Here is an 18,441-nt window from a genome sequence, read left to right on the forward strand (position 1 = left end):
ATTTAGACCTTATTTGAAGAGTTCATAAAGCAGTGCCGCCGTAGTTATAAGACTTAATGTAAATCCGATCTTCTGCATGGCAAGGTTTTGATCTGCTTGTTTTGATTTTTGTTTGGTGGCTTGTACAATTATTACATCATTCGGTTGTAAATTGTAATAAGGTGATAGAAAAAGACTGTCAGAAGAAAGGTCTACATGACCTACTTCGATCTCATTCGGAGTTTCTCTCAGGATTCTCACTTCATCTTTTTTTCCAAAATCGTTAATACCTCCTGCAAGGCCTATTGCTTCCAGGATCGTCACTTTTTCTGCCGGGATGTTTAACACACCCTCGTGGCCTACCTGGCCAAGTACTGTAACCTTATAATTTAAAAACCGGATAATAACTGAAGGACTTGTCAGCAGATCGGGTTCTGGGTCTGTTAGCTTTTTCTTTATCTCGTCTGCTAACTGGATCTTGGTAAGTCCATCGACATGAATAGTACCCAACCTTGGATATTCAATATTACCATTAACATCTACAAGAAACCCGGGATTTTGAGCTGCCACGGGTAAATTATAGGGCTCATCAGCCTTTGGGTTAGTACTGAGACTATAGATATTGATGGATAGTAGATCGCCTTTTTGAATTTTGAATTCCGGGAATTTATAGGTCTTCTTAATTGTTGTATCCGAATACCTGTCCGCATAATCGGGTGGTAATTTTTTTTGAGAGCCGCATGAAAGTAAGAATTGTGCAACTGGTAACAATAAAAGTAGGCGTTGGAATTTCATTGATACGATATATTAAAGATGGCAGCCGTTAAAGCTGTGATGGTTTTTTCATTTTGAGTGCGCCGAAGTTAATTTAGTTCTATCAATATGGGCAATTAAAATATACCCAAGACTATCGATAGCAACTTTGGCAATTTTGGAATGCAAAGCAATGATCTTTCCCTGCTGATCCATTAGCGGCCCACCGGTGATCACCACCCGTTGATTTATCTTTAGATCCATGGGCTGCACTTCTACATTTTCATACTCATCCAAAAAACGTCTGATGGCATTTATCTCTTTTTCTTTTATGACTGCCGGCTTTCCATCCCAGTACACAAAATTGATAACTCCACTTGTCATTCGCACAGAAGTACGATCGAGTTCATTTACTTTCACAAAAACATAAGATTTAAAGAGTGGTTCTTCTACGGTTTTTATCCTGTCACTCCATTTTCTCCTTATCTTATTTAAAGGGCAATAGCTCTCTACACCTTTTTCCTGTAAAAGTTTATTTACTTTTTTTTCCCAACGGGGTTTAGTGTAAACAGCGAGCCATTTAGGATTTGCCATAAGAACTATTCGGGTAAAGCTTCGCCATCTCAGTTACACAGAGTTTTTTAGATAACTGGTTATCAATGGCATTGACTGAATCAAAAAACTGATGAATGGTTCATCAATTTGCTTGCAAATATAAGGGGAAATGTGAGTGAGGGATTTATGAAATTGCCGGATTCTGAGTGAATTATCCCCAGTCGTCAATAACTATGACTCGGCTTTTACAAGCTCATTTAATAACTTGTATTTCTTCCCTGTATCAGCACAAACCGCAATTCCTGAACTATCAAATTCAAGCGTTTTACCATTATGATTCACCCAGCCAATTTGCTTTGCCGGGTTGCCAACGATCAATGAAAAATCGGGTACATTCTTAACAACAACTGAGCCAGCCCCGATCATGGCGTAAGCGCCAATTTCAATTCCACAAAGAATTGTTGCATTGGCTCCGATAGTTGCTCCCTGTTTTACCAGTGTTGTTTTGAATTCATTTTTTCTTTCTATAAAACTGCGGGGGTTAATGACGTTGGTGAATACGACCGATGGTCCGAGAAAAACATCTTTTTCAATGGTAACACCATTGTATACTGAAACATTGTTTTGAATTTTTACCCCGCTACCTATGGAAACATTTCGGTCGATAAAAACATTCTGTCCTATAATGCAATTCTCACCTACAATAGAACCGGGCATTAAATGACTAAAATGCCAAACCTTTGTACCATTGCCTATATTAGCACCTTCATCGATCACAGAACTTGGGTGTATATAAATATTATCCGGGGTCATGTTGCAAAAATGGTGAATGTCGGCATTATGCCAACAGGTTTTCCTACATTTAATTTATTAAACGACTGCTGTGAACCAACGCTACTATTCACTTGATGTATTCCGCGGGGCAACTGTTTGCCTGATGATATTGGTAAATAACCCGGGAAGTTGGGGACATATTTACCCACCACTGGAGCATGCTCCCTGGCATGGATTAACCCCTACTGACTTGGTTTTTCCTTTTTTTCTTTTTGCAGTGGGTAATGCATTGTCGTTTGTAATGCCAAGATTTGAAGCAGCCGGTGATGCCGTGTTCTGGAAAAAAATTATAAAAAGAACCTTACTTATTTTTTTGATCGGGTTGTTTTTAAACTGGTGGCCTTTTTCAAAATGGGAAGGTGGTGAGATCGTTTTCAGGTCATGGGTGGATGCAAAAAATCCTGGCAATGGTGTGAGAATCCTGGGTGTGCTGCAACGGATCGCTATCTGTTATTTTTTTGCATCAGTCATTATCTATTATCTGAAACTCCGCGGAGCATTTGTAACCGGGCTTATCCTGTTATTGCTGTATTGGGTGATCTGTTTTGTTGGAAATCCTTCAGATCCTTACAGCATTACAGGTTGGTATGGAAATACAATTGATAAAGCTATACTTCACATTGCACATATGTATAAAGGCGAAGGTGTGCCATTCGACCCCGAAGGATTATTGAGTACAATACCGGCCATTACCCAGGTGATTATGGGTTTTATGGTGGGAGATTATATTCAGAAAAAAGCCCGCCCGCCCGCCCGGGCCGGTACGGACGGGGATGACCAAGCCCTGAATATCTTTGAAGAGAAGACGGTCGGACGGGGAAAAAGTTTTGAAATGCTTTCAAATTTATTTGTGGCAGGTATTGTTTTACTCGTTACCGGTTTTTGCTGGGATATGCTTTTCCCTATCAATAAAAAAATATGGACCAGCTCTTATGTAATTTATACAACCGGGCTTGGCATCATCACTATCGCAATGATGATCTATTTAATTGAGTTTAAAAATTACAAGGGATGGCCCACCAAGTTTTTTGATGTATTTGGTAAAAATGCATTGTTTGTTTTTGCACTCAGCGCTTTTCTCCCAAAAGGTCTTGCACTGATCCGGATTGAAAACGGGTTGAATGAAAAAGGGATAATGACCTATTACAACCCCTGGAACTGGCTTTATCAAAAAGTACTCGTGAACATTCCCGGTGATCCAAGAATTGGTTCATTACTCTATGCACTCTGTGTAATTACATTCATGTGGGCAATATGTTACTGGATGGATAAAAAGAAAATATATGTCAAGGTATAATCTCTTTAGAAATCTTCTCAAAAAATTTTGATGTGTAATTCGTTGTTTTTCAACTATTTATTCTACCAAACTAAGTAGCATTTTATTTTCAGGCATTTCGCTGGCATGAAAATTGAAAATCATGAACATAACAAAATCAGGTTTATGAAAAAGAATTTTCAAAAGATGCTTAATAGTGCATTAAAAAAATATAAACATTACCATAGACAAATTAAAAAACTGAACCTATCTTCTATTAAAGAAGATTTTGTGATCACGGAACAAGAAGAAAGAGAAGGCGGTTTTTTTGGAAGTAATAATTATAAAATAGTTACTACATAAGAATTCCTCATAAGCAGTTAGTTTTGGTGCGACCTCTGTTTCTACAGAGGTTTTCTTGTTTCGGGACTTTAACATTCTTATAAATAAAATACTATGCACTTAGGAGGTGAAATGCATCTTTAAAGAAACAAAACAAACAATAATGAAACTTACATTTCTATTTTGCATTGCAGCTATCTTATTTGCTTCATGTACCTCATCTAAAAAAACGCAGGCAGAAACTATGCCTTTATATAATACCAAATGGCTATTAAAGAAGATTTATACCGGGGATAATATAGAAAATGTACAAACAAAAGCTTTTATAAAATTTGACAAGGAGAAAAGCAGCGCCGGCGGAAATGGTAGTTGCAATAATTTTGGAAGTACCGCTTCTGTATCTGGAAGTGATATAAATTTTAAAAATGTTTTCTCAACGAAGATGTATTGTGAAGAAGTCCAAAAAACAGAAAATAGTTTTTTAGGCAGCTTGGAAAAGGTTAATCGTTTTGAGGTAAAAGGCAAAACATTACTTCTTTATCATGATAAAGAAATACTAGTAGAATTTTTAGCTGAATAATCTAATGCTGCCAAATTTTTGGAAAGAAATTTTAAAAAATAATTTTCAGAACATTTTTATTTGACCCCCGGGTCTTCTGAAAATACTTCTATCCAAACTCCACTCTTCCGCATTCATGCCATACAACTTTCCATATTTTTTATACTGCTGAGCAACCATTTGTGCAATAGGCCCTTCGCCACGCATACGTACACCCCAGCGGGTATCGTTCACTTTTCCATCATGGCTATGTTCTATATGATGCCAGACTTTATCTGCCCTATCTGGAAAATTTTTGTATAGCCAATCATGAAATAAAAATTTTATAGCACCATTCAATCGAATGAATGTGTATGCAGTGAACGTTGCCCCGTTATCTTTCGCTTCTTTCATGATCCGCTGCATTTCATGTTCATTCAATCCTGGTATCATTGGCCCCATCATAATTCCCATTCTTACCCCCGCTGAACTTAATTCATTAATTACTTTCAGTTTTTGTTTGGCTGTTGTTGTTCGGGGTTCCATCACTCGTCTTAAGTCTTCATTAAAAGATGTAATAGAAACCATGGCTGAAACAATTTTCTTCTTTGCCATTTCCTGCAACACATCTTTATCTTTTAGTATCCATGAATTTTTTGTAAGAATACCAACGGGCTGATTGAATTCATTACATACTTCAAGCAAACCTCTTGTTAATCGATAAGTTTGTTCAGCGGGTTGATAACAATCTGTATTCCCACTCAACATGATCGGCGTGGCATCCCAGTTTTTATGCATCAGGAATTTTCTGAGTAACTGTGGCGCATTTTTCTTTACAATTATCTTTCTTTCAAAATCCAATCCAGCACTATAACCCCAGTACTCATGTACATTTCTTGCATAACAATAAATACAACCGTGTTCACATCCGGCATAAGGATTCATGCTGTAACTCATTCCCACATCCGGGCTTTCTACCTTGTTTACGATCGTTTTGCTTTCCTGTTCCAGGTATTGCGTCGGCACATTCGATTCTTCCCAGTCATCAATCCCTTCAATATGCTCTCTTGTACTTTCATTTTTCAGGAATTTATTTTTAGTATTGATCTGCGCTCCTCTTCCTTGCAGATAAGTTTGGTTCTCGTCCTGCTGTTTCACTGCCACTTTAAAATGGTCTTGTTTCAATTTCTCTGACATATGATTTGTTGGTTTTAGTTTATAAAAAACAAAAAAGGAGAATAAAGAGTTTTGTTTCTCTCTCACATAACCGACGCCAGGATTCTAAGCCCTGGCATGATTTCACACATCACTTACTCTTTATTCTCCTTACTCACATTCCCCATCCCACTATATTGTTTCGGATAAGTCTTTATCCAAACAGGTCACCTTGCTTTGTTGTTACCGGCATATTTTGAAATTCAAAGCGCTGAACGATATGATATTTCATCCGATTGCCATCAGATTCATCAACCGGTCTTTTTAATAATACCATTGAATCAGCTATAAATTTTCCGGTAAAATGTTTATGACTGTATTCCAACCATCCTTTTTCATATTGCCATGGTTGTAATTTTCTTGCAATGGTTAAATGCGGTTCAAGAATAAAATGCGGTTTATTATCGTCATTTAGCTTCATTAATCGCTGAGCATCGTGACGAATTTCTTTTACTAAACCCTGAACCGGTAGTTTGCTTGTTACATTTATATATATGGTATGAGAAGGGAAGCTGCCGAAGTCTTTCAGCTCTACCTTAAATGGCGGATAGCCCATTGCTACTGTTTGCAGCCGGTTAATAATTCTTTCTTCCATCATGGCATATTGTACAAAGTTCACCAATGTAATATGTGGCTTACCCCATCTTGCATGATCGGATTTATATTCATCCGCAAATGTTTCTTTTACTTTCATTATCCTGTTCCATAACTCTTCATGCGGATTGAGTACTAACAAATACTCATATACCCGGTACCCGGGGATTGTGTTTATGATCGTTTTCATATTCCCTCCTTTTGCTAAAAATTAATTGCCCTATTTGTTAGTATAAATTTACTAAAAGTTTTAGCTTTACAAAAATTATTTTTATGGAAGGAGAAGAATTTTATGGCGCTGCGTACAGGGGTTCAAAACAGTTTACTCAACAAGAAGTTAAAACTGCCAACGCTACTGGCTTTGGTGCTGCCGCTGATGATTATATGGAACGGGGCATCGATTTAAACGAACAACTCATACGCAACAAACCAGCTACATATTTTTTCCGGATGAAAGGGGATGCTATGAAGGAGGCCGGGATTTTCGATGGTGATGTGTTGATAGTTGACCGATCGATCAGTAAAGCAAGTGGAAGAGTGATTGTTGCTGTCTTAAATGGTGAATTATTGGTTCGGCGTTTTTTAAAAAATTTTTCATCTTCTTTTTTAATACCCGAAAATGATCGGTATAAGCCCATTAATCTTTCAGAATTCACCGATTTTACGGTATGGGGGGTGGTTGTTTATTCTATTCATCCCCTCGGCTAAAGCCGAGGGCAAGTGAATGAATTATTCATAAAGCAAAATTATGGGATATACAAAAATGTGGATCCATTTAGTCTGGGCAACTAAAAAAAGAGAGCCTGCTTTGGATAAGAGCATTCGTAAAAAAATATTCTCTCATATCAGGGAAAATGCATTAGTAAAAAATATTCATATTGATTTTATTAATGGTCATATCGATCATATACATATTCTCATTTCTCTGAATGCTGATCAAACAATCGCCAACGTAGTTCAGTTGATCAAAGGAGAAAGTTCCTATTGGATAAATAAGAATAAATTAACCCCTCAAAAATTTGAGTGGCAGGATGATTATTTCGCAGTATCGGTAAGTGAATCCGGAATAGATAAGGTAAGAGAATATATTAAGAACCAAGAAGAACATCATGCAAAGAAGACATTTCAACAGGAATATGATGAATTTATGAAAAAATATGGTTTTGCATTGACAGGTTCTCCGGGCTAAAGCCCGGAGCAATTTAATAGAGGTATTATGACTTGCTCAGGCCTTCAGGCCTGAGATAATGAAATAAAATGAAGGCTATTGTTGATTGTAATAATTTCTATTGTTCATGTGAACGCTTATTCCAACCACATTTGGATAAAAAACCTGTTGTTGTTCTAAGCAACAATGATGGATGTATTATTTCCAGGAGTGATGAAGCAAAAAAGCTCGGAGTAGAAATGGCAGGCCCTTATTTTATGGCAAAACCATTGATACAAAAACACAATGTATCTGTTTTCTCTTCTAATTATAATTTATATGGTGATCTGAGTTGGCGGGTAATGGAAACATTACGTATATTATTTGGTAAGAACAATGTTGAAGTATATTCTGTTGATGAAGCCTTTGTTGATTTAAGCATTTTTCCTCCTGAAGATTTACAACGCATAGCAGAAGAAATAAGAGAAACTACAGAAACATGGACAGGCATTAAAGTATCTGTAGGTGTAGGGCCAACGAAAGTGCTGGCAAAACTTGCCAACCGCCTGGCAAAAAAAGATAAACAAAAAACGAATTGTATCTCCGTACTTAATACAGATGAAAAAATTATTGATGCTTTACACAAAACGCCGATCGGGGATATATGGGGTGTAGGTTTTCAGTATGCTCAAAAGTTAAAAAGTCTTTGGGGCATTGAAACTGCATTACAATTGCGGAATATGAATGAGGAATTTGGTAAAACATATCTCGGCGGTGTAATGGGTGTACGATTGATCCGTGAACTGAAAGGTGTAATTGCTAAAAAAATGGAAGATGAACTGGTAAGTAAAAAAATGATCGCCACGACAAGAATGTTCGGAAGCCCTGTTGGTGATATAAACGATATTAAAGAAGCCGTCGCCACTTATACATCAAGAGCGGCAGAAAAATTAAGAAGGCAAAATAGCGCAGCAAGGATTGTCAGTGTTTTTGTCGTAACTAAAGACCAGGATCATATGCTTAATTTTAAAAAATACGGAACTATTAGCAATCATGCTACGCTTGCGGTTGCAACTTCATTTACCAATGAGCTGATAAAACCTGCTGTAGAATTAGTAGATACATTATATGAAAAAGGACAATTATATAAAAAAGCCGGTGTAATGTTAAGCGGTATTGTTCCGGATGAATCCATACAAGGCAATTTGTTTTTAACTGAAACAAAAAACGCTGAACGAAAACTGATGGATATGATCGACAATATCAATTTCAGTCAGCGGGATGATGTGTTGAAATTTGCCGCATCCGGCACTACGAGAGACTGGAAAATGCGGCAGGAGCTAAGAAGCTCCCGTTATACCACAAGATGGGAAGAGTTATATGAGATCCGTTAGTCAAACAATCCTTTTTGTTTAGGCTTAGATTTTGTCGCTGGCGATGAATTACTATCAATAAACTTTGGCTTGATCAGATTCAATCCTATTTCTTTATTCATTTTATCTACGAGATAAACGGTCAATTCAGGTGAAGTTGCTTCGTCGTGCATATGCATAAAGAAGTACAATTCTTCTGCGCCCTTCTCCAGCCAATATTTCATTCTTTTGATCCATGCATCACATCGTGTATAATCAGAAGGGTGTAAACTATTTCCTACATACCGGATAAAAACTTTTGGAATGGTTAAATGCATATGTGCACAATCTCTTCTGCCAGCTGTGTCAGTTATAACAGCACCCATATTCATTGAAGAAAGATTTTCCAACATCTCATTCATCACTTCTGGTTTTGTAAACCATCCCGGATGTCTTACTTCTAAAAAGAACTGCAGATCTTTTGGCAACGATGCAAGAAAATCAAACAACTCCTTTTTACGATTGGGAGAAAAGCTATCACTTACCTGTATGAAGACGGGTCCGAGATGTTCTTTAAACGCAACAATACCCCTAAAAAATTCATTGACTATAAAATCCTTTCCTTTCAAACTACCACGATGCGTAACTCCCTGGTACATCTTGGGGCAGAATTTAAAATCCTTCCCTTTTGCCTTATCTGCCCATTTGCTTATCCCCGCTTCGCCATATATTTTATAATGTGTCGCATTTAATTCAATACAATTATAATGTTCAACATAATGCTGGAGAAAATCTTTCTCTTTTGTCTTAGGCGGATAAATTTTACCAACCCATTCTGTTCTCCCCCACTTAGCACAACCAAGATATATTTTCGGGCTCTTAACCGGTTTTCCTTTCAATATCTTTTTATTACCGGCAGGTTCGGCAGGCAATGAAAAATCAATACTATTCAATTCTTCTTCAGGCACTCTTCCAAACTCCATAAAGTTGTTTTTTTTATTACAGCTAAAGTTAAGAGTAAAAATTATACCTTTTCATCTACAAACTTTACTATGCGATTTTTAATTATTCTCCTATTCGTTTCAACTCAATTAACAGCACAGCAAAAACCGAACATCATTTATATTATGAGTGATGATCATGATGCGGATGCCATTAGTGCCTATAACAAAAATTTTATCTCAACACCAAATATTGACAAGCTCGCCAAAGAAGGAATGTTATTTAAAAACGCATTTGTCGGTAACTCTATCTGCGGACCAGCAAGAGCAACTTTACTTACTGGTCAACATTCACATAAAAACGGGATGAAGGACAATCGTACTCGTTTTGATTCATCAAAAATTACATTACCAAAATTATTGAACCCAGCAGGTTATCAATCTGCCATTGTAGGTAAATGGCATTTGGTTTCTTATCCAACCGGTTTTGATTATTGGAAAATCCTTCCCGGACAAGGGTTATACTATGATCCCCGGATGATCAATATGAAAGGAGATACAACAGTTATTAAAGGTTATGCAACAGATGTCATCACCGATGAAGCGTTGAACTGGTTAGATAACCGAGATAAACAAAAACCATTTTTATTATTACTGCATCACAAAGCTCCTCACCGGAATTTTATGCCTAAGCTGAAATGGGTTGAAGTTTTCAGTAAAAAATCTTTTCCTGAGCCGCCAACACTATATGCTGACATGAAGCAACATGGCAAAGCATGGCAAATTCAAAAGATGAGTATTCTTTATGATATGACATTAGGAACAGATCTGAAAGTTGATCCTGTTTATTTTTCACAGTTAAAGGATTTTAAAATTGATTCAGCTGATATACGGGGTTATAATGCAACTATGAACCGGGTACCTGAAGCAGACAGAAAAAGAATAAAGGAAATTTATGATGAAAGGGGCAAACAATTAATTAATGTGTGGGGAAATGATAGCCTTGTTTTAAAACTAAAATATCAATGGTATATACAGGATTATATGGCCTGTGTTGCTTCTATTGATGAAAATATTGGACGATTGCTGGATTACCTGGATAATAATGATCTAACCAATAACACAGCCGTGATATATACAGGAGACCAGGGATTTTATCTTGGTGAAAATGGTTGGTTTGATAAACGCTGGATGTATGATGTATCCATGCAATCGCCATTACTGATAAGATGGCCGGGAAAAATAAAACCCGGAACTATTGCCACATCAATGGTACAGAATATAGACTATGCCCCTACCATGCTTGACATAGCAGGAGTAAAAGTACCGGAATGGATGGATGGCATCAGTCTGAAACCATTACTAATGGGTAAACAAAAAACGTTGCCCAGGAAAGATCTGTACTATCATTACTACGAATATCCATTTGATCATGCTGTAGTGCCGCATTTGGGTGTAAGAGGTGAACGCTACAAACTCGTTTATTTTTATACAGTCAACGAATGGGAATTTTATGATATAAAAACTGACCCGGCCGAACAAAAAAATCTGATAAACTCAGCAGCACATAAATCTGTAATTCAGCAAATGAAAAATAAACTACTTGAATTGCGGAATAAGTATAACGACCATGAAACTGCCGGAGAATTAAAATAACTATTGATATTTCTGCATTAGGCTAAACAAGATTTTCCTGTCATTATCATTGATTATACTCGTAGTATCCTGTGGCACAAAATGAATTTTATAAGACTGAATAGCTATTTCCGGTTTTGCAATGTTGTAGCCGACAATACGTAATGCCTGCATTGCATTAAAATCTACCGGCACCTGTACGGCGGTTGTATCATACCAATACCCGAATCCTTTATCCGCTAATGTCTTCCATGAAAAGAACCTGCTGGGATCGACTTTTCTTCCTGGTGCCACATCAGCATGACCTATAAAATTTGTTTGCGGTATGCTATACGCTTTCTTTAACCTATCAAGCAATTGTAGCAAGCTATTCATTTGTGCTTCTGGAAAAGGTTCACTTCCGTTATTATCAATTTCAATTCCAATGCTTGAAGAATTTAAATCAGTCGCATTTCCCCATTTGCTTACACCGGCATGATGTGCCCGCAACAGATCATTGAGCATGTGATGTACACTGCCATCCTCGCAAATAACATAATGAGCACTTACAGCTCTTGAATCTTTCGTTGTAAATGTCTTTACCGTTTGCTCGCAACTGTTTTGTGCAGTATGATGAATAACTACAAAATTCGGACGACGTAAAGAAAAATTCGTGGTACCTGCCCAATCAGCAGCATAATTCAGCCCAACAGAATCTTTCAAAGGGTATTCACGAAGAATTTTTGCAAATTCCTTCACTTGTTTTTTATAAACCTTATTTGTGGATTTATAAGCATTTTGTGAGCAACCTGCAATAACTATGATAACCACAAACAAAAACAGAAATGACCGCATTATAAACTCTTTTATGGGCGGAAGTTAATCAAAAGCTGAATGCAAAATAAAACTGCCTCGTTTTCGACGAGGCAGTTCGCTTAAATAAATTAATCAGGCAGGTTAATAATTATACTGTACTTTAATACCATCAGCATTATAATACTGAAATTCAGCCTTACCATTAATAATATCTTTTATTCTGAAGATGTCTTTTAGCCCTTTCGGTACTTCTATTTTGATAGCTTCATCTACTTTTGCCTCTGGCTTTTGCTTGAATATTACATCCAAAATCTTACGAGGTATGCTCTCACGACTTACAAGAGTTCTTGTATCTCTTCTATCACCGTTTGCATGATACACTGCAGTTGAACGCCAGATACCATTGCCGAAAGTAGCTGTCCAGTCACCGCGGTATTTTGTCCAGTAAACATTTGTTGCATTGGGATAATCTCGTTGAAATGCAGAACTAACTTTCGTTGGCTGATTCTTCGAAGCCTTAGGACCACCGCTTTTATCACTCGTTCCTTCCCATATTTTTTTGTCATGGTCGGCTCTTTCTTTTTTTTCCTTATCAGCTTTTTCTTTGTCTTTACTCTTACCAGATTGGTCAGTTGCTACCGGCTTGCCTTTATCCTTTGCTTTGTCTTTATTACCATCGCTGTTTCCCTGGCCAATCATTGCTACGCTGAATGTGAGTGTTGTAAGCAGAAATAAAATTCTTTTCATTGTTTTGATTTTAATGTTCTAACGGGTTAAAAAATCATGCCAGAATAAAAGACGTGTAGGAATACCAATAGGTTGCGGTCAAACCTTTTACATATTTCGCCGGTATTGTCCGCCAACTTCGTATAAAGCATTAGTAATTTGCCCGAGTGAGCAATATTTGACTGTTTCCATCAACGCTTCAAACAAATTGCCATTTTGAATAGCCGTATTTTTCAACCGCTTTAACATTTCATCTGACTTGCCTTCATTTCTTTTCCAGAATGCATACAAGTTATTTATCTGCTGTTCTTTTTCTTCGGTAGTACTTCGGATTACTTCGCCGGGTACAATTGTCGGAGAACCTTGCTTATTTAAAAATGTATTTACACCAACTATCGGGTATTCACCGGTATGCTTTTGATGTTCATAGAATAAACTTTCTTCCTGTATTTTATTTCGCTGGTACATTCTTTCCATTGCACCTAGCACACCGCCTCTTTCAGTAATGCGATCAAATTCTGTTAATACAGCTTCTTCTACCAAATCTGTTAACTCTTCAATTGCAAATGAACCCTGGTTAAAATTCTCTGTTTTTGCAGTACCTAACTCACGGTTAATGATCAATTGAATTGCCATTGCACGCCTTACACTTTCTTCAGTAGGCGTTGTTATCGCTTCATCATAAGCATTTGTATGAAGTGAATTACAGTTATCATAAATAGCATATAATGCTTGTAGCGTTGTGCGGATATCATTAAAATCTATTTCCTGTGCATGTAAACTTCTGCCGGATGTCTGAATATGATACTTCAACATCTGGCTGCGCTTGTTCGATTTGTATTTATACTTCATCGCTTTTGCCCAGATACGGCGTGCCACCCGCCCGATCACACTATACTCCGGATCCATTCCATTGCTAAAGAAGAAGGAAAGATTTGGCGCAAACTCATCAATACTCATTCCGCGACTAAGATAATATTCAACATAAGTAAATCCGTTTGCCAGTGTAAATGCCAGCTGCGAAATAGGGTTAGCACCTGCTTCAGCAATATGATAACCACTGATGCTTACGCTATAAAAATTGCGGATTTTATTCTGAATAAAATATTCCTGCATATCCCCCATCAGCTTCAACGCAAACTCAGTTGAGAAAATACAGGTATTTTGCGCCTGGTCTTCTTTTAGAATATCGGCTTGCACTGTTCCTCTCACCTGCTGTAATGCTACTTGTTTACATTGCTCATAAACATTTTTAGGTAAAACTTCATCTCCACTTAACCCAAGCAGTTTTAATCCAAGTCCATCGCTTCCTTGAGGTAAATTACCCGGTGATGAGGTATTATTATATACAGGTGCCTTTTGATTTTTATATTTCTCCTTACTAATTCTTTCCAAGTCTTTTTCTAATCCCAGTTCTTTTATCTTTTTCTCACATTGCTGATCAATTGCCGCATTCATAAAAAATGCAAGCAGCATCGGGGCAGGACCATTTATGGTCATTGACACAGATGTTTTTGGATCACATAGGTCAAACCCACTATACAATTTCTTCGCATCATCAACAGTAGCAATGCTCACACCTGCATTCCCGATCTTACCATAAATATCCGGACGATAAGCAGGGTCTTCGCCATACAGCGTTACACTATCAAAAGCAGTAGATAATCTTATGGCAGGTTGATCAAGACTTACATAATGAAATCTTTTGTTGGTTCTTTCGGGTCCGCCTTCGCCTGCAAACATTCTTGTCGGATCTTCTCCTTCTCTTTTTAATGGAAACACACCGCCGGTAAATGGAAAATGGCCGGGCACATTTTCCTGCGCCTGCCATTTTAATATATCACCCCAGTCTTTGTATTTAGGTAAAACAACCTTTGGGATTCTTGTGCCGGATAAACTTTTTGAAAACATTTCCAGTTTTATCACCTTATCACGAACTGTGTATTCATAATAATCTTTCTGGTATTCCTTTATTTTTTCATTCCAATTAGTGATAAGCTTGCGACTTACCGGTGTCAATTGATCTGTATAAAATGCGATTTGCTCATCAATTGTTTTCAATAATGAAGCATCTGCTTTTTCTTTTAAAGTTTCCTTTGCTCCATTAAATTGGTACAACTTTGAAGCAATAGCAGCCTGGTCTGTTACCAGTTGATCATAACCCCTGTTATTTTCACTGATCTCACTTAAATATCTTACCCGGCTTGATGGAATGATTGCCTGCGATACTTTAGCTGTTTCGGCAAAATGATATTCACCAAACGCTGTGTTTGTTTTGTTTTCGATTTTCTTCAGCATTAATTCGAACAACTGATTCACTCCATCATCATTAAACTTGCTCGCCATTGTACCCACAATCGGTAGCTCATTATCTTTTGCTGTAAATAACAGGTGATTACGTTTATATTGTTTTCTTACATCGGCCAATGCATCCAATGCGCCTGCTTTATCAAATTTGTTGATACAAACAAGATCAGCATAATCAAGCATATTGATCTTCTCCAACTGGCTTGCTGCTCCATACTCAGGTGTCATCACATACATACTTACATCACAATAGTCCAGTATAGAGGCATCACTTTGTCCAACACCTGCACTTTCCAATATTATAAAATCAAAATCAGCATCTTTACAAATATCAATTGCTTCCTGTACTGCACTACTTAGTGCCGTATTATCATCTCTTGTTGCAAGACTGCGCATATAAGCCCTCGGATGTGAAATAGAATTCATTCGTATCCTGTCACCCAGTAATGCACCACCAGTTTTCTTTTTTGAAGGATCAACAGAAATAACAGCAATAGTTTTATCAGTAAAGTTGTGGAGGAAGCGGCGAACGATTTCATCAGTAACTGAAGATTTACCAGCACCTCCTGTTCCTGTAATTCCAAGTACAGGAATTGTTCTAACTCCTGGCTTCTGGCTCTTAACTGCTGGCTGACCTCCGTTTTCTGCATTTGTAATCTGTCTTGCAATGACTCTTACATCCTTAACTTCCTCAAGTTTCATCGGCATTTTATAATCCGCTTTTCCATTCAACTGTACATCACATTTCATAATTACATCTTCAATCATCCCTTCCAGCCCCATATGTCGTCCATCATCCGGCGAATAGATCCGGCTGATACCATATTTATGTAATTCTTCAATCTCGGTTGGCAAAATAGTACCGCCTCCACCGCCGAAAATTTTTATATGCCCGCAACCATTTTCTTCCAGCAGATCTTTCATGTATTTAAAAAACTCCACATGCCCACCCTGGTAAGAAGTGATTGCAATTCCCTGTACATCTTCTTCAATAGCCGTCTCTACAATTTCTTTTACGCTCCGGTTATGCCCGAGGTGAATGATCTCGGCACCTTTGCTTTGCATGATGCGGCGCATAATATTAATAGCAGCATCGTGACCATCAAATAAACTGGCAGCTGTGACTATTCGTACTTTATTTTTTGGCTGGTAACTCATCAGGCGTCAAAGGTAATAAAAAACTAATGCCTGTTAGGACTGTATCAACCCATTCTTTCTTTTACATTTGCTATATGCAAGAAGTTGTTGAATCCATTGGAAAACTATATGAAAGCTGGGCCGGAAAACCCGCTGCATCAATTGATGTATTACCACAAAGCGGCAGCGAACGTCGTTATTTCCGCATCCATACCGATGATGGAAAAACTGTGATGGGTACTTATGGTGCTAATATTAAAGAGAACGAAACCTTTCTCTATTTCTCAAATCATCTTTTCAAAAAGAAATTACCTGTACCCGAAATTTATGCAATAAGCGATGATAAAATATTTTACATCCAGCAGGACTTTGGCGATATCTCCGTTTCATCAAGACTCGATAAAGAAGGACACACCGATGAAGTGTATGCCTTATTTAAACTAAGCCTTGAAAACCTGGTGCAGATACAGGTAAAAGGTCATGAAGGATTGGATTATAAAAAAAGCCTGACGAATAAGGAATTCGGCAAGCAGGCAATACTTGCTGACCTGCTTTATTTCAAATACTATTTTCTCGATGCATTACGCAAGCCCTATGATAAACAAAAACTGCTTGATGATCTTGAAGCGTTGAGCAATTATCTTACTCATACAGAATACAAATATTTTATGTTCCGCGATTTTCAGAGCCGTAACATTATGGTAAAGGAAGATGGCAGCCTCGGATTCATCGATTACCAGGGCGGTATGAAAGGCGCCCCTCAATATGATGCGGCAAGTTTGATCTGGCAGGCAAAGGCTAACCTGCCCAATGAATGGAAAAATGATTTGCTTGAATATTACATGAAGATGTTTGAAAAAACAATTGGGTCTTCAATTGATAAAACGATCTTTAAAAGTCAGTTTAATGGTTATGTTCTTATCCGGTTGCTACAGGTACTCGGCGCTTATGGTTTCCGCGGTTTGTTTGAACGCAAAGCACATTTCTTAACCAGCATTCCTCTTGCATTAAATAACCTGAAAGGTTTTTTAGCCAATAACAGTATGGGTATTTCGGTACCCGAATTCAGAAAAGCTCTTGATCTTTGTACCAGCGATGAGATCATTGAATACTTTACGCCAATACAGGCAACTACTGAAACTCCGCTGGTAGTTAAGATATGCAGTTTTTCTTACCGCAAGGATCTACCGCAGGATGAAACTGAAAATGGCGGTGGTTTTGTTTTTGATTGCCGCGGTTTGCTAAATCCCGGCCGGGTTGAGAGCATGAAAACCAAACATGGTCGTGATAAAGAAGTAAAAGATTTTTTGGAACAACAAACACAAATGCCTGAGTTTTTAAATTCGGTATTTGATATTGTTGATATTAGTGTAGAAGAATATATCAAACGGGGCTTTGAAAGCCTGATGGTAAGTTTTGGATGTACAGGTGGCCAACATAGAAGTGTGTATGCTGCTGATGCACTGGCCAGGCATTTAAAAAATAAATTCAAAGTGAAAATTGAGTTAAGACATATGGTGCAGGATGAAAAAGATTGGCAAAACCCACTTCCTGAAAAGCAATCATGAAAGCAATGATATTTAGTGCCGGCCTCGGCACACGTTTTAAACCGTGGACTGATAAACATCCAAAAGCATTGGCTTTGGTGAATGGAAAATCATTACTTCAACGAAATATCGAATACTTACAGCAACATGGAATCAAAGATGTGATCGTAAACGTTCATCATTTTGCAGACCAGATTATTGATGCATTAAAAAAAAATGATGGATGGGGAAGTAATGTTATCATCAGTGATGAAACAAACGAAGTGCTTGAAACCGGCGGCGGATTATTAAAAGCTGAAAGATTATTTACTCCAGGTGAAAGATTCATTACCTGCAATGTTGATATACTTACCGAACTGGACATTAACAACCTGCTGCTCTTTCATGATATGCATCAGCCTCTGATCTCCTTTGGTGTTACTAACCGCAAAACATCACGGTATTTTTTGTTTGATAACCTTAACCGGCTTTGCGGCTGGAGGAATGTAAAAGAAAGTGAGGAAAGAATTTCAATACACAAATCTTATTATATTGAAAAAGCATATAGTTGCGTAGTGGTTTTTGAATATGGAATCTTTGATTTGATGAAAAAGCATCAATTCTCCGGAAAGTTCTCGTTGGTTGAGGTTTATTTAAAACTCGCCACCGAACACCTTATTATGGGCTATGACCATAGTGGCGATAAATTCGCTGATGTAGGGAAACCTGAAAGTGTAGCCATTGCAGAATCTCTTTTTCCTTAAATATTTCCAAATAGCTGATGTACGGTTCACCTGCCTCACCGCTTTT

The 18,441-nt window shown here is 37.6% G+C and carries 17 protein-coding genes; 8 read left to right on the forward strand and 9 right to left on the reverse strand.

The genetic code is table 11. From position 1 onward, the window contains the following. Positions 1-9 precede the first annotated feature (9 nt). From E6H07_03340 to E6H07_03350, 3 genes are all read right to left on the reverse strand, one after another. Positions 10-774 (reverse strand): hypothetical protein, encoded by a 765-nt coding sequence (locus tag E6H07_03340; GenBank protein ID TMI64965.1) that lies wholly within the window; start codon positions 772-774, stop codon positions 10-12. A 48-nt stretch (positions 775-822) separates the two neighbouring features. After that, complete coding sequence (locus E6H07_03345; protein TMI64966.1) at positions 823-1,326, reverse strand: UpxY family transcription antiterminator; 504 nt, start codon at positions 1,324-1,326, stop codon at positions 823-825. Positions 1,327-1,518: 192 nt separating this feature from the next. Continuing rightward, the gene (locus E6H07_03350) at positions 1,519-2,100 is read right to left on the reverse strand and encodes an N-acetyltransferase (protein ID TMI64967.1); all 582 of its coding nucleotides are present in this window, start codon (positions 2,098-2,100) and stop codon (positions 1,519-1,521) included. A gap of 70 nt (positions 2,101-2,170) precedes the next feature. Here E6H07_03350 and E6H07_03355 point away from each other — a divergent pair, with 70 nt between their 5' ends. After that, entirely contained in the window at positions 2,171-3,418 is a 1,248-nt protein-coding gene (locus E6H07_03355; protein ID TMI64968.1) for a DUF5009 domain-containing protein, read from the forward strand. A 463-nt stretch (positions 3,419-3,881) separates the two neighbouring features. After that, positions 3,882-4,298, forward strand: coding sequence for an META domain-containing protein (locus E6H07_03360; GenBank protein TMI64969.1), 417 nt, complete (start codon positions 3,882-3,884; stop codon positions 4,296-4,298). A 45-nt stretch (positions 4,299-4,343) separates the two neighbouring features. Here E6H07_03360 and E6H07_03365 read toward each other — a convergent pair whose 3' ends face one another. Continuing rightward, on the reverse strand, positions 4,344-5,453 hold the full coding sequence (locus E6H07_03365; GenBank protein TMI64970.1) for a PA0069 family radical SAM protein: 1,110 nt from the start codon (positions 5,451-5,453) through the stop codon (positions 4,344-4,346). A gap of 172 nt (positions 5,454-5,625) precedes the next feature. Beyond that, entirely contained in the window at positions 5,626-6,255 is a 630-nt protein-coding gene (locus E6H07_03370) for a 2'-5' RNA ligase family protein (GenBank protein ID TMI64971.1), read from the reverse strand. 83 nt (positions 6,256-6,338) lie between these two features. On the opposite strand from E6H07_03370, the gene umuD reads away from it, so the two are divergent. From umuD to E6H07_03385, 3 genes are all read left to right on the forward strand, one after another. Next, the gene (gene umuD, locus E6H07_03375; GenBank protein ID TMI64972.1) at positions 6,339-6,773 is read left to right on the forward strand and encodes a translesion error-prone DNA polymerase V autoproteolytic subunit; all 435 of its coding nucleotides are present in this window, start codon (positions 6,339-6,341) and stop codon (positions 6,771-6,773) included. Positions 6,774-6,813: 40 nt separating this feature from the next. Beyond that, the gene (gene tnpA, locus E6H07_03380) at positions 6,814-7,254 is read left to right on the forward strand and encodes an IS200/IS605 family transposase (GenBank protein ID TMI64973.1); all 441 of its coding nucleotides are present in this window, start codon (positions 6,814-6,816) and stop codon (positions 7,252-7,254) included. 68 nt (positions 7,255-7,322) lie between these two features. Continuing rightward, positions 7,323-8,606 carry a Y-family DNA polymerase gene (locus tag E6H07_03385; protein TMI64974.1) on the forward strand — a complete coding sequence of 428 codons (1,284 nt, stop codon included), beginning with the start codon at positions 7,323-7,325 and terminating at the stop codon, positions 8,604-8,606. On the opposite strand, the gene E6H07_03390 is transcribed toward E6H07_03385, so the two are convergent. Further along, a complete protein-coding gene (locus E6H07_03390) occupies positions 8,603-9,547 on the reverse strand; it encodes a DUF72 domain-containing protein (protein ID TMI64975.1) in 945 nt (314 codons plus the stop codon). The two genes, E6H07_03385 and E6H07_03390, sit on opposite strands and share 4 nt — an antisense overlap. Positions 9,548-9,616: 69 nt before the next feature. Between E6H07_03390 and E6H07_03395 the strand changes: the two genes are divergently transcribed. Continuing rightward, the gene (locus E6H07_03395; GenBank protein TMI64976.1) at positions 9,617-11,161 is read left to right on the forward strand and encodes a sulfatase; all 1,545 of its coding nucleotides are present in this window, start codon (positions 9,617-9,619) and stop codon (positions 11,159-11,161) included. Here E6H07_03395 and E6H07_03400 read toward each other — a convergent pair whose 3' ends face one another. From E6H07_03400 to E6H07_03410, 3 genes are all read right to left on the reverse strand, one after another. Further along, on the reverse strand, positions 11,162-11,974 hold the full coding sequence (locus E6H07_03400) for an N-acetylmuramoyl-L-alanine amidase (GenBank protein TMI64977.1): 813 nt from the start codon (positions 11,972-11,974) through the stop codon (positions 11,162-11,164). Between the two features lie 102 nt (positions 11,975-12,076). After that, positions 12,077-12,682: a hypothetical protein gene (locus E6H07_03405; GenBank protein ID TMI64978.1), complete on the reverse strand. Its 606-nt coding sequence runs from the start codon at positions 12,680-12,682 to the stop codon at positions 12,077-12,079. A gap of 87 nt (positions 12,683-12,769) precedes the next feature. Continuing rightward, complete coding sequence (locus E6H07_03410; GenBank protein TMI64979.1) at positions 12,770-16,126, reverse strand: methylmalonyl-CoA mutase; 3,357 nt, start codon at positions 16,124-16,126, stop codon at positions 12,770-12,772. A gap of 74 nt (positions 16,127-16,200) precedes the next feature. Here E6H07_03410 and E6H07_03415 point away from each other — a divergent pair, with 74 nt between their 5' ends. Both E6H07_03415 and E6H07_03420 read left to right on the forward strand, forming a co-directional pair. Further along, a complete protein-coding gene (locus E6H07_03415; protein TMI64980.1) occupies positions 16,201-17,673 on the forward strand; it encodes a hypothetical protein in 1,473 nt (490 codons plus the stop codon). Continuing rightward, a complete protein-coding gene (locus E6H07_03420) occupies positions 17,670-18,395 on the forward strand; it encodes a nucleotidyltransferase family protein (GenBank protein TMI64981.1) in 726 nt (241 codons plus the stop codon). Before E6H07_03415 ends, E6H07_03420 begins: the two co-directional genes overlap by 4 nt. The last annotated feature ends 46 nt before the right edge of the window (positions 18,396-18,441 follow it).

Source organism: Bacteroidota bacterium, from assembly GCA_005882315.1.
In the GTDB taxonomy this organism is placed as follows: Bacteria; Bacteroidota; Bacteroidia; order Chitinophagales; family Chitinophagaceae; genus VBAR01.